At 70.8% G+C, this 18,069-nt stretch carries 16 protein-coding genes and 1 riboswitch; of the genes, 9 read left to right on the top strand and 7 right to left on the bottom strand.

Annotated elements, in window-relative coordinates; all coding sequences use genetic code 11:
- The first annotated feature begins 112 nt into the window (after positions 1-112).
- Positions 113-820 carry a hypothetical protein gene (locus tag AB0B50_RS18475; RefSeq protein WP_362332442.1) on the top strand — a complete coding sequence of 236 codons (708 nt, stop codon included), beginning with the start codon at positions 113-115 and terminating at the stop codon, positions 818-820.
- Between the two features lie 608 nt (positions 821-1,428).
- Here AB0B50_RS18475 and AB0B50_RS18470 read toward each other — a convergent pair.
- On the bottom strand, positions 1,429-1,719 hold the full coding sequence (locus AB0B50_RS18470) for a chorismate mutase (RefSeq protein WP_362332439.1): 291 nt from the start codon (positions 1,717-1,719) through the stop codon (positions 1,429-1,431).
- Between the two features lie 474 nt (positions 1,720-2,193).
- Here AB0B50_RS18470 and guaA point away from each other — a divergent pair, with 474 nt between their 5' ends.
- Complete coding sequence (gene guaA / locus AB0B50_RS18465; protein WP_362332436.1) at positions 2,194-3,774, top strand: glutamine-hydrolyzing GMP synthase; 1,581 nt, start codon at positions 2,194-2,196, stop codon at positions 3,772-3,774.
- 74 nt (positions 3,775-3,848) lie between these two features.
- Here the strand turns inward: guaA and AB0B50_RS18460 are convergent, their stop codons facing one another.
- The gene (locus AB0B50_RS18460) at positions 3,849-4,328 is read right to left on the bottom strand and encodes a pyridoxamine 5'-phosphate oxidase family protein (protein WP_362332433.1); all 480 of its coding nucleotides are present in this window, start codon (positions 4,326-4,328) and stop codon (positions 3,849-3,851) included.
- A gap of 142 nt (positions 4,329-4,470) precedes the next feature.
- Between AB0B50_RS18460 and AB0B50_RS18455 the strand changes: the two genes are divergently transcribed.
- The 3 genes from AB0B50_RS18455 to AB0B50_RS18445 all read left to right on the top strand — a co-directional run bounded on the left by AB0B50_RS18455 (position 4,471) and on the right by AB0B50_RS18445 (position 7,361).
- Positions 4,471-5,256 carry a class II aldolase/adducin family protein gene (locus tag AB0B50_RS18455; protein ID WP_362332430.1) on the top strand — a complete coding sequence of 262 codons (786 nt, stop codon included), beginning with the start codon at positions 4,471-4,473 and terminating at the stop codon, positions 5,254-5,256.
- A 151-nt stretch (positions 5,257-5,407) separates the two neighbouring features.
- Complete coding sequence (locus AB0B50_RS18450) at positions 5,408-6,673, top strand: hypothetical protein (RefSeq protein WP_362332816.1); 1,266 nt, start codon at positions 5,408-5,410, stop codon at positions 6,671-6,673.
- Between the two features lie 169 nt (positions 6,674-6,842).
- Positions 6,843-7,361, top strand: coding sequence for a DoxX family protein (locus AB0B50_RS18445; RefSeq protein WP_362332427.1), 519 nt, complete (start codon positions 6,843-6,845; stop codon positions 7,359-7,361).
- Here AB0B50_RS18445 and AB0B50_RS18440 read toward each other — a convergent pair.
- Both AB0B50_RS18440 and AB0B50_RS18435 read right to left on the bottom strand, forming a co-directional pair.
- A complete protein-coding gene (locus AB0B50_RS18440; RefSeq protein WP_362332424.1) occupies positions 7,358-7,597 on the bottom strand; it encodes a hypothetical protein in 240 nt (79 codons plus the stop codon). The two genes, AB0B50_RS18445 and AB0B50_RS18440, sit on opposite strands and share 4 nt — an antisense overlap.
- Entirely contained in the window at positions 7,584-8,951 is a 1,368-nt protein-coding gene (locus tag AB0B50_RS18435; RefSeq protein ID WP_362332421.1) for a PspC domain-containing protein, read from the bottom strand. Before AB0B50_RS18435 ends, AB0B50_RS18440 begins: the two co-directional genes overlap by 14 nt.
- 184 nt (positions 8,952-9,135) lie before the next feature.
- Here AB0B50_RS18435 and AB0B50_RS18430 point away from each other — a divergent pair, with 184 nt between their 5' ends.
- Both AB0B50_RS18430 and AB0B50_RS18425 read left to right on the top strand, forming a co-directional pair.
- On the top strand, positions 9,136-10,425 hold the full coding sequence (locus AB0B50_RS18430; protein WP_362332418.1) for a PspC domain-containing protein: 1,290 nt from the start codon (positions 9,136-9,138) through the stop codon (positions 10,423-10,425).
- On the top strand, positions 10,422-11,153 hold the full coding sequence (locus AB0B50_RS18425) for a response regulator transcription factor (RefSeq protein WP_362332415.1): 732 nt from the start codon (positions 10,422-10,424) through the stop codon (positions 11,151-11,153). The genes AB0B50_RS18430 and AB0B50_RS18425 overlap by 4 nt, the downstream gene beginning before the upstream one ends.
- Positions 11,154-11,203: 50 nt before the next feature.
- Here the strand turns inward: AB0B50_RS18425 and AB0B50_RS18420 are convergent, their stop codons facing one another.
- Both AB0B50_RS18420 and AB0B50_RS18415 read right to left on the bottom strand, forming a co-directional pair.
- Complete coding sequence (locus AB0B50_RS18420; protein WP_362332412.1) at positions 11,204-11,845, bottom strand: hypothetical protein; 642 nt, start codon at positions 11,843-11,845, stop codon at positions 11,204-11,206.
- Between the two features lie 104 nt (positions 11,846-11,949).
- Positions 11,950-12,999: an NlpC/P60 family protein gene (locus AB0B50_RS18415; protein ID WP_362332409.1), complete on the bottom strand. Its 1,050-nt coding sequence runs from the start codon at positions 12,997-12,999 to the stop codon at positions 11,950-11,952.
- 343 nt (positions 13,000-13,342) lie between these two features.
- On the opposite strand from AB0B50_RS18415, the gene AB0B50_RS18410 reads away from it, so the two are divergent.
- The gene (locus tag AB0B50_RS18410; protein ID WP_362332406.1) at positions 13,343-13,696 is read left to right on the top strand and encodes a hypothetical protein; all 354 of its coding nucleotides are present in this window, start codon (positions 13,343-13,345) and stop codon (positions 13,694-13,696) included.
- 104 nt (positions 13,697-13,800) lie between these two features.
- On the opposite strand, the gene AB0B50_RS18405 is transcribed toward AB0B50_RS18410, so the two are convergent.
- Complete coding sequence (locus AB0B50_RS18405; RefSeq protein WP_362332404.1) at positions 13,801-15,015, bottom strand: NlpC/P60 family protein; 1,215 nt, start codon at positions 15,013-15,015, stop codon at positions 13,801-13,803.
- 6 nt (positions 15,016-15,021) lie between these two features.
- Positions 15,022-15,178, bottom strand: a riboswitch (cyclic di-AMP (ydaO/yuaA leader).
- Positions 15,179-15,444: 266 nt separating this feature from the next.
- Here AB0B50_RS18405 and AB0B50_RS18400 point away from each other — a divergent pair.
- Entirely contained in the window at positions 15,445-18,021 is a 2,577-nt protein-coding gene (locus tag AB0B50_RS18400; RefSeq protein WP_362332401.1) for an ATP-dependent DNA helicase, read from the top strand.
- The last annotated feature ends 48 nt before the right edge of the window (positions 18,022-18,069 follow it).

The raw sequence follows: 18,069 nt of genomic DNA, 5'->3' as shown, positions 1-18,069 counted from the left end.
TTCGGCGGTTTCTGATCGTTACGGAAAAGGCTGGTGAGGAGCGTGAGTCTGCCGCTTTCATGTCGCCTCGGCGCGGGCCGTTCGCCCGCGCCGTGAGATGAAGGTGGGAAACGTGAAGTCAACTGTGTCTCGGGCCGTCGTGGCCGCGTCCGTCACGGTCGCGCTGGGCCTGACCGCAGCGTGTGGCGGCGACAGGGGTGACAGGGGCGACAGGGGTGACGACGGCAAGAAGTCGTCGCAGCCGGCCGATAAGAAGTCGCCCGTGCTCACCGGCGCCGACCTGGAGAAGGCGGTGCTCGCCAAGGGCGACCTCAAGGGCTACAAGGTCGAGAAGATGTCCGCGGCGGACATGCCGGCGCAGACCGTGCCCGCGGACCCGGCGGCGTGCCAGCCGCTCGCCGACATGTTCATGTTCGCCACCCAGCCGACGGCGAAGGCCCGCGCCGGCCGGATCATGACCGGCACCGACGAGCTGGACGCCACCGTCGTCTCGCTCGCGCTGATCGCGCAGGAAGAGGCCGACGCCAAGAAGGTCATGGGCGACCTGCGCACGGCCACGGAGAAGTGCGACGCGTACGAGCACGCGGACTCCAAGTACCGCGACGTCGCCGCCCTGCCCGCCCCGAAGTCGGGCGACGAGGGCGTCTCGTACAAGGTCGTGGGTCTCATCGAGGGCCAGAAGACGCCGATGAGCTTCACCGTCGTGCGTAGCGGTTCGACGCTCGCCGCCTTCTACTCGATCAACCTGCTCCAGCCGAAGAAGTTCGGTGTGCCCGGCAAGATCGTCGACGCGCAGGTGAAGAAGCTGCAGTCCCTGTAGCGGACAACTGGCCGTCTCTGCGGCCGAGTCGAGACAGAGCGAAGGGCCCCGCGGGACGGATCCGCGGGGCCCTTGGCTGTCAGCACCGACGTCAGGGCAGCGTCGGTGCCTCGGGGCGGCGCCGGGGGGAGTGCGCCGCTGGTTCGAGGTGCCGGTGGCCGACCCGGCGCACTGGGGGCGCTCGCGTGGTATCGACCAATGGCAATGAAGCTGTGGACGGGGGGACTTGAGGCCCGCCCTTCTAGGCATCGTGCTGGATGCGCTGTTCGCCGCGCAACCGTTTCGACCACATCTATAGGGGAAAGGGCCGGGGGTTCGGGACGGAGGCCGGCCGGCCCCGGGCGTCCCCGGAGCCGACCGTTCTCTTGGGTGACCGGGCTGCTGTCCCCTGCCGTCCGGTCACGTCACTGGAGCGAGGTCCCACGGCGTACGGCATGCATCCGTACACCTCATCGCTCCAGCGGAGCCACGCGTGGTTCTTGCGGGCCCGCCCCTGGCTGACACGGACATCGGGACCAACGAAGCCCGCCCGGAACCGGTCACGCGCCGTACGGGTGAGAACCGAACCGAACTCAGGTCCGCAGGCGCCCGGCCCTCGGCGGCAGGCGTCAGACGCGGCCCCGGCACAGCTCCAGGAGCGTCATCGCGAGCGTCGTGCCGGGCTTGCCGAGCGCGTCCCTGTAGTGGCCGAGGATCTCCATCTCGCGGGAGAGGTTCACCCGGCGGCCGCCTGAGGTGATGCGTGCCTCCTGGATCACGGCCGAGACGGCCATCCGTTCTTGGATGAGACCGATGATGCGGTCGTCGAGGGCGTCGATGCGCTCGCGCGCGTTCTCGATCACGCCGACGGCCTCGGGGGTGCGGGCGCCGGTCTTGTCGGTGGTGGCGGTGACGGTCATGTGGGGCTCCTTGTCGGAAAGGGGGCCCGGAGCGGCAAGGTCCGCGAACGACAGAGCGCCCCGGGCCTTGTCGGCCCGGGGCGCCCGGTAAGTCGCTTGTCAGTGGATCAAGCAGCTCGACCATGGCAGCCGGCAGGCCGGTTGCCATAGGTAAAGAGGAAGTTGAGGTGCTTGGTCACGGGATCAGTATGCCCCCACGCGCGCGTGCCCGGTCAATCCGGTTCCCGTACGGCTCGGATACTGAGACGGCCCGGATGCTGAGACGGCCCGTCCATGCGTCGATCCCTGCCGAGCTCCTGGGCCCGGGGTGCCGAGCTCCTGGGCCCGGGGTGCCGGGCTCCTGGGCCCGGGGTCCGTCGGATACGACGAGGGAGGTCCCGCCACGCCCGTTAGAATCGACAAAACAGACCCCCTGCTCACGCACGAGCCTCTGCTCCACGCACCGCTCACGCTCAACGCCGGAAGGCCGCCGCCGTGCCATCAGCGCCCCCCGCTGCCGCCGCTCCCGACACCGTTCTGGTCGTCGACTTCGGAGCGCAGTACGCCCAGCTCATCGCCCGTCGTGTCCGTGAGGCCCGGGTCTACAGCGAGATCGTGCCGAGCACGATGCCGGTCTCCGAGATGCTCGCCAAGAACCCCGCGGCGATCATCCTGTCCGGTGGCCCCTCGTCGGTGTACGCGGAGAACGCGCCCACGGTCGACCGCCAGCTCTTCGAGGCCGGCGTCCCCGTCTTCGGCATGTGCTACGGCTTCCAGCTGATGGCCGTCACCCTCGGCGGCACGGTCGACGACAACGGCGCGCGTGAGTACGGCCGCACCCCGCTGACCGTCTCCAAGCCCGGCTCCACCCTCTTCGAGGGCACCCCGGCCGAGCAGTCGGTCTGGATGTCGCACGGCGACGCGTGCAGCGCGGCGCCCGAGGGCTTCGCGGTCACCGCGTCCACGGACGTCGTGCCGGTCGCCGCCTTCGAGAACGACGAGAAGAAGCTGTACGCCGTGCAGTACCACCCCGAGGTGATGCACTCCACGCACGGCCAGCAGGTCCTGGAGCACTTCCTCTACCGCGGCGCCGGCCTCAAGCCGACCTGGACGACCGGCAACGTCATCGACGAGCAGGTCGCCGCCATCCGCGAGCAGGTCGGCACCAAGCGCGCGATCTGCGGCCTGTCCGGCGGCGTGGACTCCGCCGTCGCCGCGGCCCTCGTGCAGAAGGCCATCGGCTCGCAGCTCACCTGCGTGTACGTCGACCACGGTCTGATGCGCAAGGGCGAGACCGAGCAGGTCGAGAAGGACTTCGTCGCCGCGACCGGCGCGAACCTGAAGGTCGTCGACGCGAGCGAGCGCTTCCTGAACGCGCTGGCCGGAGTCTCCGACCCGGAGACCAAGCGCAAGATCATCGGCCGTGAGTTCATCCGCGTCTTCGAGCAGGCGCAGCTGGAGATCCTCCAGGAGGAGGGCCCCGAGGTCGCCTTCCTCGTGCAGGGTACGCTCTACCCGGACGTCGTCGAGTCCGGCGGCGGCACCGGCACGGCGAACATCAAGTCGCACCACAATGTCGGCGGCCTGCCCGACGACATCGAGTTCGAGCTCGTCGAGCCGCTGCGCAAGCTGTTCAAGGACGAGGTCCGGATGGTCGGCGCCGAGCTCGGCCTGCCGGACGAGATCGTCCAGCGCCAGCCGTTCCCGGGCCCCGGCCTCGGCATCCGCATCGTCGGCGAGGTCACCAAGGACCGCCTCGACCTGCTGCGCGAGGCCGACGCCATCGCCCGCGAGGAGCTGACGGCGGCCGGTCTCGACCGCGAGATCTGGCAGTGCCCCGTCGTGCTGCTCGCGGACGTCCGCAGCGTCGGCGTCCAGGGCGACGGCCGCACCTACGGCCACCCGATCGTGCTGCGCCCCGTCTCGTCCGAGGACGCCATGACGGCCGACTGGACCCGCATGCCGTACGAGGTGCTCGCGAAGATCTCGACGCGCATCACGAACGAGGTCGCCGACGTGAACCGCGTCGTGCTCGACGTGACGTCGAAGCCGCCGGGGACCATCGAGTGGGAGTGACCCCCAGGGTCCTTCCCGAGGCTTGCTGAGCGCCGGTGCCGCCCCTCCGTCACGGAGGGGCGGCACCGGCGTTCTCACGTCCGCCGCGTGGTGCGCACCCCGGCGCCCGGCTTCCACACCTGCACCGCCAGGTACTTCTCGTCCTGGATGAAGGTGCGCACGACCTCCGTCAGCTCGGTGCGGAAGAGGTGGAAGGTGTCCGGGTCCGGCGGGTTCACCGCGTCCGTGTAGCGCGCGACGGTCTCCGCGTCCCGCACCTCGATCGCGCGTCCCGCGATGCGGACGTCGCCGCCCGCCATCTCCGTGCCCGGGCCCGGGTTCGCCTGCAGTGCGAAGCGCGGATCGCGGCGCAGGTCGAGTGCCTTGAGGGAGTTCGGCATCATGCCGAGCCACAAATCCCCGTTCAGGAAACGGACTTCAAGGCCGGTGGTGCGCGGTGACCCGTCCTTGCGGAGGGTCGCGAGGACGTGGTGCGTGAACGCGCCGAAGCGCTTCTCGACGGTCGCGGCAAGATCCGGCTCTGCGGTGGCGAAGGCTTCCCAGTTGGACGTCATACGTCGAGTCTGCCGCCGAAAGCCGACACCTCCTGTCGCCATTGCGCGCGGCATGGATCGCGTCGTTGATCGTGCCGCGCCTCTGTCCTCCTGTGCTTCCCGCCGGTAACTTCCGCCCCGTACAGCCAGGGATGGAGGACACATGCAGGCGCCCACACCGATACCCGTCGAGCGGTTGCAGTTCGCGATGCCGCCCGTGCACGACTCCGTGGCGGACGAGCGGCGGCACCGCAAGGAGCGGCTCGCCGGTGCGCTGCGGATCTTCGGGAGGCTCGGGTACGAGGACGGGGTCTCGGGGCACATCACCGCGCGCGACCCGGAGTACACCGACTGCTTCTGGGTGAACCCCTTCGGGATGCCCTTCAAGCACATCACCGTCGGCGATCTGGTCCTCGCCAACGCCGAGGGGCAGGTGGTCGAGGGGCGGCATCACGTCAACCAGGCCGCGTTCACCGTGCACGCCCAGGCGCATCTGGCGCGGCCCGACGTGGTCGCCGTCGCGCACTGTCACTCGCTGCACGGCCGCGCGCTCTCCACGCTCGGCGAACTCCTTGACCCGATCACCCAGGAGGCCTGCGCCTTCTACGAGAGCCATGCGCTGTACGACGGCTACACGGGCGTCGTCGTGGACGCGGAGGAGGGCCGCAGGATCGCGGCCGGGCTCGGCGACCACAAGGCGGTGATCCTTCGCAACCACGGGCTGCTCACCGTCGGCGACTCGGTCGACGCCGCCGCCTGGTGGTTCATCGCCATGGAGCGCTCCTGCCAGGTCCAGCTGAGCGCGCGGGCCGCGGGCCGGCCCGTGCTGATCGGGCACAAGCAGGCGGTGCAGACCCGCGAGCAGCTCGGCAGCGATCTGGTGGCGTGGATCAACTACCAGTCCCTGTGGCAGGACATCAGCCGCAGCGAACCGGATCTGCTGGCCTGACCCCCACGTCAACAGCGTTCCGGGCCTTTCACCCCCGCTGACCTGACCCCGGGGATTCGTTCGCCCTTCAGTACGGCACAATTCCCTTTCTCTGCAAGGAAGTTCGCGGGGAGCCCCAGGGGCTTCGAGGGTGGGGAAGGCGGCGTACGCGGTGGCGGTGCAGGAGGCGAGGCAGGGCGCGCACGGCGGCGGCTGCACGTGCGGCGGCTGCCCGCACGGGGCACGCGAGGGGCATCGGCAGGCCGTGGCCGCGTTCCTCGCCAAGCGCGACGAGCTCGCCGCGGGACAAGGGCTGCCCGCGGCCGTCGCGCACTCGGCGGGCGCCTCGCGGCAGTGGGTGTCGGACGAACTGACGCAGTCCGCGCGGGCTGTCGCCGAGCGCGGCAGGGCCGAGGGCGAGGCCTGGCTGCACCGCCTGCGGACGCGCACGCTCGCCGTCGTCTGGGGAGCCTTCGTGGTGCTGCTCCTGGTCCAGGCGCTCACCGCGATCGGCACCGGCTGGACGGCAGCGCGCACCGCGGGACTCCTCGCGGCTCTGGCGGTGGGTGGGGTGCTGACCGGCGCGGCGTACGCACACAGGGCACGCGGCGGGGTCCTCGCGCCGGTGATCGGCGAGGACAACCGGCTCTCCACCTCACGCGCCGTGGCCGCCTGCTGGGTGCTGTTCGTCGTCTTCGCGGTGCTCGTCCTCGCGGGCGAGCTGGCCGCGGCCTCGGGGCACGGCAAGCGCGACGAGCTGATCGCCGGGCTCGAACTCGCCCGCGCCGCCGGGACGGTGACCGTCCTCGCCGTGGTGTGCGGGGTCGCCGTCCTCGTACGCAGGGTCGTCGGCCTGCGGGTGCTCGGCCAGCGGCTGCAGAAGGTGCGCGCGGACCGGCCGCGCGCCGCCGACCCGCTCACCGACGACGCGGGCCGCGGCAGCTTCACCGACGCGCAGTACGTCCTGGTCAGCGCCGTCGCCGTGGTCTTCGCCGCCGTACGCCTCGCGCGGCGGCCCGAGCAGCTGCCCGATCTGCCGTGGGGGCTCGCCGTGCTCGTGCTGGTGTCGGCCGCGACGTATCTCACGGGGAAGTACTCCGAAGGCGGCCGTCCTGTGATCCTCTCCGTGGTCCGCGCGCGGGAGGCCGGTGACCTCGACGCCCCCATTCGGACGGGCGACGACATCGAGATCCGCGGCGCGGGCTTCGTCCCACCGGGCGCGGGGGACGCGGACCGGCTCGCCCGCACGGTCGTCCGCATCGGCGCCGTGCACGTCCACGTCCCGCTCGTGCCCGTGCCGGGCGGCTTCACCAATCCGACCGACGCGACGCTGACCGTGCCCGTCCCGGTCGACGTCGAGCCCGGCCGCGTCGAGGTGCAGGTGATCACGGCCGCGGGCGTGGAGACGAACCGGGTCCCGATCGACGTCACGGACTGAACCGCAGACGTCAGGAACCGAACCATCAGGAACCGAACCATCGAGCCTCCCCCTGGGGCTTCCGGGTTGATGTCGTGGAATCCGGCGCACGCCACTGAGCAGCGGCCCCGCTTCGTACGTATCGTCAGATGACGGGACGACAGGCGTACGGGAGAGGCGGCGGAGTGCCATGACGCACATGCGGACGGACAGCCACACCAGCTACGTCAGGCGCGACGACTGGCGAGAGTCCGCCACCCGCTACGCCCTGCTCCCGCTGCGGATCTTCCTGGGCGTCACCTTCATCTACGCCGGTCTGGACAAGCTCACCGACAGCACCTTCATGCAGGCCGACGGCACGGGCTCGATCGGCGCCATGATGGAGGGCGTCCGCGACATCTCCGCGATCCCCGCCCTCGTCGACCTGTCCCTCAAGAGCCCCGTCGGCTTCGGCTACGCCATCGCCTTCGGAGAACTGGCCGTCGGCATCGGCACCCTGCTCGGCCTGTTCGCCCGGCTCGCCGCGTTCGGCGGTGCGCTGATCTCGCTCAGCCTCTGGCTGACCGTCAGCTGGTCCACCGAGCCCTACTACTACGGCAACGACCTGGCCTATCTGATGGCGTGGCTGCCGCTGGTGCTCGCCGGGGCGTCCGTCTTCTCCGTCGACGCCCTGCTCGCCGCCCGCCGCAGGGGTGCCACGGGGTTCTAGTCCCGCCGCTCCCCGGCGACCCGCGAGCGGCCACCCGGACGGGCGGCGCCCCTCGGGCGTATCCCATGGATCGTCGCCGCCACGCCCGCGAGGAAGAGACCGACCATCACGAGCGGCAGGGCGACGAACCACGGTGCCTCCCAGGCACCGCCCGCGTCACCCGCGTACACGACGGCGACCGTCAGCAGGAAGAGGCCTGCCACCAGCTTGCCGGGGTGGAATTCATGACGTACCACGGGTCACCTTCGCTTGTCCGACGCCGACTTCGAGGCGCAGATCGATCGTGCCGCCGTCCTTGCTGCCCGCGGAGGGCTCCAGCGTCACCTTCTTCTCCCGGCCCGGAGCGACGTCCAGGTCCTTGTCCTTGTCGTCCGGCAGCACGATGTCGCCGACGCCCACTTCCGCGTCCAGGCGCACGGTGGCGTCCTTCGGCACGATCACCCTGAGGTCGCCCGCGCCGACCTCGGCACTGGTCTTCAGCGTCCTGCCCTTGCCGATGTCGATCTTGCTCAGGTCGAGAGTGCCGGTGCCGAGCCCCACCTCGTAGTGGGGGCGGACGTCCGCTGCCGAGGTCGGTATCCAGTCCGTGCGCGCATAGTGCGTGGTGATGTTCTTGGGCAGGGCCGCCGAGCCCGCGAGGAGTCCTGCGGTGAGCACCGCCAGCACGATCGATCCGGCGCCTGTGCGCCCCAGGAAGGCGCTGACGGCGATGCCGAGCCCGAACACCGCGAGCGCGCAGGCGAGGCCGGTCTGCAACGACGTGCCCAGCGGGTGCTCGTCCCAGGTCAGGCCGGTGCCGAGACCGCCGGCGAGCAGGGCGAGCAGGAACACCCAGCCGCCGATCCAGCGCGGCCCGCGGGGCTCCGGCGCCGGGGCGGTCGTGGCCTCGCTTCGGGGCACGCCGTGGTGGTGCCTGCCCGTCGGCTGATAGGCGACGGGCAGGCTTTCGGGGCCCCAGAAGTAGCCCGAGATCCCGTCGTGCGTGCCGTCCTTGACTATCGGGTCACGCCACCACGAAGGGCTGCCCGTGACGGGCGGCGCCTTGGCCTCGGGCGGGGCGTCCGCCGCGGCCTGCGCCGCCACCGGGTCGGGGTCGAGGGCGCCGCGCTGCCGCGACCAGTACCCCGCGCCCGCGAGCAGCAGGGCGAGGACGGCGGCGAAGGTGAGCGCGCCGCCGTTGTTCAGCAGGGTGAGGAAGACGCCGCAGCCGACGAGCGCGAAGAGCACCGCGGTCAGGGCCTGGCCGTCGACGCGGCCGGAGAGGAGCCTGCGTGCCTCGTTCTCCTCCTCGTCCTCGTACGGAACGAAGAGCCAGGCGAAGCCGTAGAAGACCAGGCCGAGGCCGCTGGTGATCGCGAGCACCGCGAGGCCGATGCGGAAGATCACCGGGTCCATGTCGCAGTGCCGGCCGAGCCCGGCGCACACGCCGCCGAGCTTCTTCTGCCGGCGGTCGCGGAAGAGCTTGGGCTCCTCCACGGGCAGGCCCGGCTCATCACCGCCCGCGGCGCCGCCCCGCTCGCCGTGCGCGGTGCGCAGGGCGTCGCCGATGGCCGCCTCGGCCGCCGTCTCGGCGGGCTGCTGATCTGTCATGTGTCCATGGTGACGGCCGCGGGCCCGCCGCGGCAGTCGGGACGACCCTGGCCGAACCCTGATATCGCCCCTGAGACTCCTCGGGTCCCGCCCCTGACAGGGCCGGGGCGGGGCCCGAGATCAGGGAAGTCTCGGGGGCGGACCCTGATGCCCGTACGCGTGCTCGCGTGTGAATATCGATGGCATGCCGGAAGCCGCTGCACCGCCCCTCGACGACGTCCGACCGCTGCGCAAGCTGTACCGCAGCGGTGACGGCCGTTGGCTCGGCGGCGTCGCGCGCGGCCTCGCCGGGCATCTCGGGCTGCCCGTGGTCTGGGTCAGGCTCGTCTTCGTCGGCCTGTTCGCGGCGGACGGCCTCGGCGCGTTGTTGTACGCGGCGTTCTGGTTCTTCGTCCCGCTCGGTGTGGGCGGCGTCGACTCCGAGCGGCCGCCCGCGGCGGTCACGACCGAGACGGCGCCGGACGGCCGCCGCAGACTCGTGGCCCGCAAGCCCGACAAGGGCCAGCTCGTCGCGCTCCTCGCGATGGTCGTCGTCGCCATGGTCTTCGTCGGCAATGTGGACCTGGACAGCTCGACCAAGGCGTATGTCGTCCCGACCCTGCTCGTCGCCGCCGGTGTCGCCCTCGTCTGGCGGCAGGCCGACAACGCCCGCAGGGCCCGCTGGATGGCCGTCGGGCGGCGCCGCCGCACCCTGACGCTCGCCCGGTCGGCCGCCGGAGTGCTCCTGGTCGGCGCCGGGGTCTCCGGCATCTTCGTGCTACAGGGCTCCGCCGCGCACCTGGGTGCCGTCCTGCAGGCCGCGCTCGCCGTCCTCGTCGGCATCGCGCTCCTCGCGGGCCCCTATCTCGTCCGCATGATGCAGGACCTCTCCGAGGAGCGGCTGATGCGCATCCGGGCCCAGGAGCGGGCCGAGGTCGCCGCCCATGTCCATGACTCCGTGCTGCACACCCTGACCCTGATCCAGCGCAACGCGGAGAGCCCGAGCGAGGTGCGCCGCCTCGCCCGCGCCCAGGAGCGCGACCTGCGCGCCTGGCTCTACAAACCCGGGGGCACCGGCAAGGACGAGGACGAGGAGCCCGACACCCTCGCCGAGGCGGTCCGCCGCAGCGCAGCGGAGGTCGAGGACAAGCACGGCGTGCCCATAGAGGTCGTCGTGGTCGGCGACTGCCCGCTCGACGAGCGCCTGACCGCACAGATGCAGGCCGCGAGAGAAGCGATGGTGAACGCCGCCAAGTACGGTGGCGAGGGCGGCGCGGTGCAGGTCTTCGCCGAAGTCGAGGGAGAGACGGTGTTCGTGTCCGTCCGGGACCGCGGCCCCGGCTTCGATCTGGACTCGGTGCCGGACGACCGCATGGGCGTACGAGAATCGATCATCGGCCGCATGCAGCGCAACGGCGGCACGGCGCGACTGCGCGCGGTGCCCGGCGGCGGCACCGAAGTCGAGCTGGAAATGGAGAGGACGGCGACGACATGAGCGACGCGACCGAGGCGAACGAGCCCGCGGAGCCGACCGGTTCGGACGAGGGCGGCGGTGCGGGCGGGCGTCGCGTGCGGGTCGTCCTGGTCGACGACCACCGGATGTTCCGCACCGGAGTGCAGGCGGAGATCGGCAGGACCGACGTCACCGGCGTCGAGGTCGTCGGCGAGGCCGCCGACGTCGACCAGGCGGTCACGGTCATCACCGCGACCCGCCCCGAGGTCGTCCTCCTGGACGTGCACCTCCCGGGCGGCGGTGGCGTGGAAGTCCTGCGCCGCTGCTCGCCGTTGATGGCCGACGCGGAGAGCCCGGTGCGCTTCCTCGCGCTCTCGGTCTCCGACGCCGCCGAGGACGTCATCGGCGTCATCCGGGGCGGCGCCCGCGGCTATGTCACCAAGACCATCACCGGCACCGACCTGGTGGACTCCATCTTCCGTGTGCAGGAGGGCGACGCGGTCTTCTCGCCGCGCCTCGCGGGCTTCGTCCTCGACGCCTTCGCCTCCACCGACGCGCCTCCGGTCGACGAGGACCTGGACCGCCTCACCCAGCGCGAGCGCGAGGTGCTGCGGCTCATCGCGCGCGGATATGCGTACAAGGAGATCGCCAAGCAGCTCTTCATCTCCGTGAAGACCGTCGAGTCGCACGTGTCGGCGGTCCTGAGGAAGCTCCAGCTGTCCAACCGCCATGAGCTGACGCGGTGGGCGACGGCGCGACGGCTGGTCTGACCGGCCGCCGCACGGTCTGACCGGCCGCCGCACGGCAGCGGTGTGCGGCGCTAGCGGTGCGCGGCGCGGGGCGCCGTCCGGGACGGGCCCAGCTTCCGCAGGGCCCAGCGGTAGTGTCCCGCGGCCTTCGCGGCGCCGAGGAGGCCCGTCAGCCACAGGATCAGGCCGGTGCCCATGCCGAGCGCGACGTCGGTGTACGTCTCGCGGCCCGGTTCGGCGTACGCGGCCGCGGCGAAGGACGCCCACAGGCCGAGCGCGCACAGGGCGAGGGAGGACAGGAGCCAGAACAGGCTGAGGCCGGGCGAGCGCAGCCGGGCGTCGGACGCCGGATGACTGTCCAACGCGAGCCAGGCGTCGGTGAGTTCCCGTATCCGCCGGTCGCGGCGGATGCCGAGGACGACGCCGATCACCGAGGGGGCCAGCGCCGCGAGGCCGGCCACCGCGAGGACCGGGGCCAGCAGGAAGACGCTGGGGTCCTTGTCGTCGATGAACTTGATCGGCTGGGTCAGCAGCGCCCAGCCGATGACGCCGCCGACGCCGTACAGCCACAACAGCAGGAGCCGGTGCATCCCGAGGTGCCGCCTGCGCAACTCCCCGAGGGCACTCCCGCGGTCCGCGAGCAGCGTCTGCCGGTCCGGCCAGGTGCGCAGATGCGGGGGTGGCGGAGGCGGCGGCAGCGTACGGCTAGGCATGCCCCCGACACTACTGGTGGGCGTCGCGCCTGATCAGCGGTGGTCGGGTGCACCGGCTCACCGGTGGTCGAGTGCACCGGCTCATCGATCGGCGGCGCACCGGCTCACGCCACGCGGGTGGCCCCCGCGAACGGCATCTGGTCGATGGGTGCGAGCCGCACCGGCGCGCTCGGGTTCGGGGCGTGGATCATCTGGCCGTTGCCGACATAGAGGCCGACGTGGCTGATGCCGGAGTAGAAGAACACCAGGTCACCGGGGCGCAGTTCGGAGCGGGAGACCCGCTCGCCGGCGCCGATCTGGGCGTAGGTGGTGCGGGGCAGGGAGACCCCCGCCGAGCGGTAGGCGGCCTGCGTGAGCCCCGAGCAGTCGAAGGCGTTCGGGCCGGTGGCGCCCCATACGTAGGGGCTGCCGATGGCTTTGTACGCGTACGAGACGGCGGACGCGGCGCGGGCGTTGGGGGCCTTTGAAGGCGCGCCAAGGGCTGCGTCGCGGCCTGCCGAGCGGGCGGCCCTGTCGTCCTCGTCGTCGGCGATCCTGGCGCGCTCGTCGGCGGTGAGCCGGGACAGCAGCCGCTTCGCCTCGCCGAGCTTGTCGGTGACCGTCTTCTTGTGCTTGCGCAGCTCCGCCTGGCGCGCCCTGAGGGAGGCCAGGCGGTCGTCGGCCTCGCTGTGCAGTTGGTCGATCGAGCGGAGCTGCTTCTGTACGCCGCTGACGGCCGAGGCCTGGCGGCTGCCTGCCCGGTCGGCGAGCGCGGCGCGGTCCAGGAACTGCTCCGGGTCGGAGGAGAGCGCGAGTTGCACGGAGGGGTCGATGCCGCCCGCGCGGTACTGCGCCGCGGCGTACGAACCAAGGCCGTTGCGGGCGGAGTTGAGCTTCTCCGTCTTGCGGGCCGCCTCGTCGCGCAGCTCCCTGAGCGACTTCTCGGCCTTCTCCGCCTTCTCCTCCGCGCCGTTGTACTTCTCGGTGGCTATCTCCGCCTCGTGGTAGAGCGAGTCGACCTTGGACTTCACCTCGGCGGGGCTGAGCCGCGGTTCCGCGTGCCCCGTGCCGTCGAAGGCGGTCGCCGACGCGGCCCCCGCGAGGGCCAGGGTGGCTGCGGTGCGGGCCGTGCTCCCGCTGAGCGAGCGCTGTCTGGGCTTGCGGTGCGCTGCCACGAATCGGGCTCCTTACGTGTCCGGCGGCGGCCCGCACAGGGGGAGCGGGCCGCCGCCGGTTTTCTCGGCGGTGGTGGCCGACTGCCGTCCTGGGCGGGACGACGGTGGGGAGCCGGTCACCTGGTGGAGGACGCTAAACCTGACCGTCACGGGTTGGTGACGGATTGTGCGCAACTGGAAGAAGTGGACGGAACGGTGACCGAGCCCGACCGTGTCGATCACGGTGCGATGCCGCATTCGTGCACGTCAGTGACCGAGGGGGTGCTTATGGCACACCTGGTCCCGGAGTAGTGGTAAGGGGCCCCTGCTGTGCCCCTGGATCCCCCCGCTAGGCTCCGGCCTCATGGACGTACTCATCCATCTCTTCGTCGGCCTGCACATCATCGGCATCGCCTCGCTCCTGGGCGGCTTCCTGACCCAGATGAAGCAGATGGGCCAGGGCACGGCCCGCTTCGGCCCGGCGATGCTGCACGGTGCGTTGATCATGCTGGTCACCGGTGTGGCCCTGGTGGGCCTCAACCGGGCGGACGACAACACGGTCAACAACCTCAAGATCGGCATCAAGATGGCCGTGCTGATCGTGATCCTCGCGCTGGTCTATGTGAAGCGTGACGAGGAGAAGGTCGACAAGGGCCTGTTCGGCGCGGTCGGCCTGCTGACCACGGCGAACATCTTCATCGCGGTGCTGTGGACCTGAGTTCTCCACGCACTTGAGTCCTGCGCGGACTTGAGTTTTCCGCCTCTACGCGCGTGTGGCCCGCATCCTCCGGAGGATGCGGGCCACACGCGCGTAGAGGGTGGTTACGCGGGACGCACCACGCTGTGGATCGGCATGTAGTAGATCGACTCGACGCGGACGTTCGCGCCCGGCTTCGGGGCGTGGATCATCTTGCCGTTGCCGATGTAGATCCCCACGTGACTGATGTCGTCGTAGAAGAACACCAGGTCGCCCGGCTTCGCGTCGGCAGTCTTCACGGTCGTGCCGACCTTCACCTGGTCCCACGTGGTGCGCGGCAGGGAGATCCCCGCGGCCTTCCACGCGTCCTGGGTGAGCCCGGAGCAGTCGTAGGAGTCGGGTCCGGTGGCGCCCCAGACGTACGGCTTGCCGATCTGGGCCTCCGCGAAGTCGATGACCTTCGCGGCCTTGGCGGCGTAAGTGCCGTCCGTGCTCCCGGAGTCGGAGCCCGATCCCGATCCCGATCCGGAGCCGGTGTCGGAGCCCGAGCCCGAGCCGGTGCCCGAGTCCTGGCCCTCCTCCTGCTCCTTCTCCTTCTGGGCCGCCTCCTCCGCCTTGCGCTTGCGCTCCGCCTCGGCGGCCTGCTTGCGGGCCAGCTCCTCGGCCTTGCGCTTGGCCTCCCGCTCCTTCTTCCGCTCGATCGCCGCGAGTCTGGCCTTCTCCTCGGCGGTCAGCTCCGAAAGCAGCTCACGGGCCTCGCCCAGCTTCTTCTGGACGGTCTGCTTGCTCGTCCTGAGGTCGTCCCGAGAGTCGCTCAGCGTCTTGAGGCTCTTCGCCGCCTTCGTACGCTGCTTCGCCGCCGACACCTGCTGCGCCTGGTAGTCGTCGACCGCCTTCTTCTGGCGCTCGGTGAGCCGGTCCGACAGGTGGTTCTGGTCGAAGTAGCCCTGCGGGTCGTCGGCGAGCATCATCGTGGCCGTGTCCGAGACGGCGCCGGTGCGGTACTGCGCGGCGGCGAAGGAGCCGAGCTCCTGGCGCGCCTCGTTCAGCTTGTCGGTGCGCTTGGCCACGTCGTCGAGCAGGCGGTCGACCTTCTTGCGCTGCTTGTCGGTGCGTTCCTTGGCCGAGTTGTACTTCTGGGTGGCCACGCCCGCCTGGTGGTAGAGATCGTCGACCTTCTTCTGGACCTCTTCCAGGCTGGGCTTCGTCGGCGCGGAGGGCGCTGCCTGCGCGCTCTGCGACAGGAGGGCCACGGAGGTGAGGGCCGCCGTCGTGATGCCGATGGCGGGGGTCGTACGTATTCCGGCTGCCCGGGTCCGCGGCTTGCGGTGCGACGCCAAGGAGGCGACTCCTTCCGTAGACCGCCTACCGGGTTAGCTGTCGGGTTCGGGCGGATGGTCCGGAAGGTTGCCCTACAGTCCCGTACTTCGTACGGGACCGATTCACCCCAAGGTCTTGGTGGGTCCCCGGCTCCGAACGTGTCGGACTCGGCGGAGGCCACCCGTTCCCGGCGGGGTTCGCCGGTGGGGGACGAGCGGCCCGCCGGGCACGCTAGCCAACTCGTGTGCTCCGTGTGAAGGTTGATGTTCGATATGCCCGATACATTTTCGTGACTTTACGAGGCTCTTGATGCGGGCATGCCTCGCGGATGCCCCGTGAATGCGGAGGGTGATCGTCCGGGGGCGGGGCGTAGGCGAGGATCGCTTCGAGGGGAAGGTGGCCGGAACCCGGGGCGGGTTGTCAGTGGGGCCGCCTAGACTCGGGAGGCGATGAGCAGCCTCTTTGACGACAGCTTCCTGGCGGACCTCCAGCCCTCGAAGGGTACCGAGGAAGAGCCCCCGCCGCCGCCCGAGGACAGCGCCCCGGAGCCCATTCCGGACGACCTGTTCGACGGGAAGTTCGACGCGCCCATGTCCCGGGACACGCACTACCGCGACGGCGCCCCGCGCCCGGTCATCGACCCGGCGACGCTCCTCGACGGGCTGAACGAGAACCAGCGTGCGGCCGTCGTGCACGCGGGCTCCCCGCTGCTCATCGTCGCCGGCGCGGGCTCCGGCAAGACCCGCGTGCTCACCCACCGCATCGCGCACCTCCTCGCCGAGCGCGGTGTGCACCCCGGCCAGATCCTCGCGATCACCTTCACGAACAAGGCCGCGGGCGAGATGAAGGAGCGCGTCGAGCAGCTCGTGGGCCCGCGGGCGAACGCGATGTGGGTGTCGACCTTCCACAGCGCCTGCGTCCGCATCCTGCGCCGTGAGTACAAGAAGCTGGGCTTCACCTCCTCCTTCTCGATCTACGACGCCGCGGACTCCAAGCGCCTGATGGCCTTGGTCTGCCGCGATCTGGACCTCGACCCCAAGAAGTTCCCGCCGAAGTCCTTCAGCGCCAAGATCTCGAATCTGAAGAACGAGCTGATCGACGAGGAGGACTTCGCCGCCCAGGCCGCCGACGGCTTCGAGAAGACCCTCGCCCAGGCCTACGCGATGTACCAGTCCCGCCTCCGCGAGGCGAACGCCCTGGACTTCGACGACCTGATCATGACGACGGTCCACCTCCTGCGCGCCTTCCCGGACGTCGCCGAGCACTACCGCCGCCGCTTCCGCCACGTCATGGTCGACGAGTACCAGGACACCAACCACGCCCAGTACGCCCTGGTGCGCGAGCTGGTCGGCCCCTCCGGAGGCGAGGGTGACGACCCCGCCGAGCTGTGCGTCGTGGGTGACGCGGACCAGTCGATCTATGCCTTCCGCGGCGCCACCATCCGCAACATCCTCCAGTTCGAGGAGGACTACACCGACGCGACGACGATCCTCCTGGAGCAGAACTACCGTTCCACGCAGACGATCCTGAGCGCCGCGAACGCGGTCATCGAGCGGAACGAGAGCCGCCGCCCCAAGAACCTGTGGACCAACCAGGGCGCGGGCGCACGCATCACCGGGTACGTCGCCGACACCGAGCACGACGAGGCGCAGTTCGTCGCCGACGAGATCGACCGCCTCACGGACGCGGGCGACGCCAAGGCCGGCGACGTCGCGATCTTCTACCGCACGAACGCCCAGTCCCGTGTCTTCGAAGAGATCTTCATCCGCGTCGGCCTGCCCTACAAGGTCGTCGGCGGCGTCCGCTTCTACGAGCGCAAGGAAGTCCGCGACGTCCTCGCGTACCTGCGCGTTCTCGCCAATCCCGAGGACGCGGTCCCGCTGCGCCGCATCCTCAACGTACCCAAGAGGGGTATCGGCGACCGTGCGGAGGCGATGATCGACGCGCTCTCGCAGCGCGAGAAGATCTCCTTCCCGCAGGCCCTGCGCCGTGTCGACGAGGCGTATGGAATGGCGGCCCGCTCGACCAACGCCGTCAAGCGCTTCAACACGCTGATGGAGGAGCTGCGGACCATCGTCGAGTCGGGCGCGGGCCCGGCCGTCGTCCTGGAGGCCGTGCTCGAACGGACCGGCTATCTGGCCGAGTTGCAGGCCTCGACCGACCCGCAGGACGAGACCCGCATCGAGAACCTCCAGGAACTCGCCGCCGTGGCGCTGGAGTTCGAGCAGGGGAACGGCCGGGCGGAAGGCGATTCGGGCACCGAGGGGACCGCGGCGGGCGCAGAAGCCGCCGAAGCCGCCGAGGGCGCGGAGGCTGCGGAAGGTGGGGAAGGTGCGGAGACCGCGGAAGGCGCCGCTCCCGTCGGGTCGCTCTCCGACTTCCTGGAGCGTGTCGCCCTGGTCGCCGACTCCGACCAGATCCCGGACGAGGAGGACGACGGCTCCGGAGTCATCACTCTCATGACGCTGCACACCGCCAAGGGCCTCGAATTCCCCGTGGTGTTCCTGACCGGCATGGAGGACGGCGTCTTCCCGCACATGCGCTCCCTCGGGCAGGTCAAGGAGCTGGAGGAAGAGCGCCGCCTCGCCTACGTGGGCATCACGCGCGCGCGTGAACGGCTCTATCTGACGCGGTCCTCCATGCGCAGCGCCTGGGGCCAGCCCTCGTACAACCCGCCGTCGCGCTTCCTGGAGGAGATCCCGGAGGCCCATCTGGACTGGAAGCGGACGGGCTCCGTCGGTGCCCCGGCGCCGTCCCGCTCCTCGGGTCCGGCCGGAGGCATCGCCTCGACGCTGTCCTCCTCGCGCTCCCGCTCCGGCGGCGCGCAGGGCTTCGCCACGCGCCGTGCGTCGGAGAAGCCGGTGGTCGCGCTCGCGGTCGGTGACCGGGTCACGCACGACCAGTTCGGCCTCGGCACGGTGGTCGGCGTGAAGGGGACGGGCGCGAACGCCGAGGCGACGGTGGACTTCGGCGAGCCCAAGCCGAAGCGGCTCCTGCTGAGGTACGCACCGGTCGAGAAGCTCTGACGCGAGCAGTTCGGACGCGAGCAGTTCGGACGCCGAAGGCGGCGGCCT

Source organism: Streptomyces sp. NPDC041068 (genome assembly GCF_040647455.1).
Lineage (GTDB): Bacteria > Actinomycetota > Actinomycetes > Streptomycetales > Streptomycetaceae > Streptomyces.
The sequence above is the reverse complement of the archived record's forward strand: the minus strand, read 5'-3'. Positions and strand labels throughout refer to the sequence as shown.

What these genes read in the sequence shown, in the direction of transcription:
- AB0B50_RS18470 (WP_362332439.1), bottom strand. Translation starts at nt 1,719, where the DNA reads ATGACCGTCACCGCCACCACCGACAAGACCGGCGCCCGCACCCCCGAG.
- AB0B50_RS18460 (WP_362332433.1), bottom strand. Translation starts at nt 4,328, where the DNA reads ATGACGTCCAACTGGGAAGCCTTCGCCACCGCAGAGCCGGATCTTGCC.
- AB0B50_RS18455 (WP_362332430.1), top strand. Translation starts at nt 4,471, where the DNA reads ATGCAGGCGCCCACACCGATACCCGTCGAGCGGTTGCAGTTCGCGATG.
- AB0B50_RS18445 (WP_362332427.1), top strand. Translation starts at nt 6,843, where the DNA reads ATGACGCACATGCGGACGGACAGCCACACCAGCTACGTCAGGCGCGAC.
- AB0B50_RS18435 (WP_362332421.1), bottom strand. Translation starts at nt 8,951, where the DNA reads ATGACAGATCAGCAGCCCGCCGAGACGGCGGCCGAGGCGGCCATCGGC.
- AB0B50_RS18430 (WP_362332418.1), top strand. Translation starts at nt 9,136, where the DNA reads ATGCCGGAAGCCGCTGCACCGCCCCTCGACGACGTCCGACCGCTGCGC.
- AB0B50_RS18425 (WP_362332415.1), top strand. Translation starts at nt 10,422, where the DNA reads ATGAGCGACGCGACCGAGGCGAACGAGCCCGCGGAGCCGACCGGTTCG.
- AB0B50_RS18420 (WP_362332412.1), bottom strand. Translation starts at nt 11,845, where the DNA reads ATGCCTAGCCGTACGCTGCCGCCGCCTCCGCCACCCCCGCATCTGCGC.
- AB0B50_RS18410 (WP_362332406.1), top strand. Translation starts at nt 13,343, where the DNA reads ATGGACGTACTCATCCATCTCTTCGTCGGCCTGCACATCATCGGCATC.
- AB0B50_RS18400 (WP_362332401.1), top strand. Translation starts at nt 15,445, where the DNA reads ATGAGCAGCCTCTTTGACGACAGCTTCCTGGCGGACCTCCAGCCCTCG.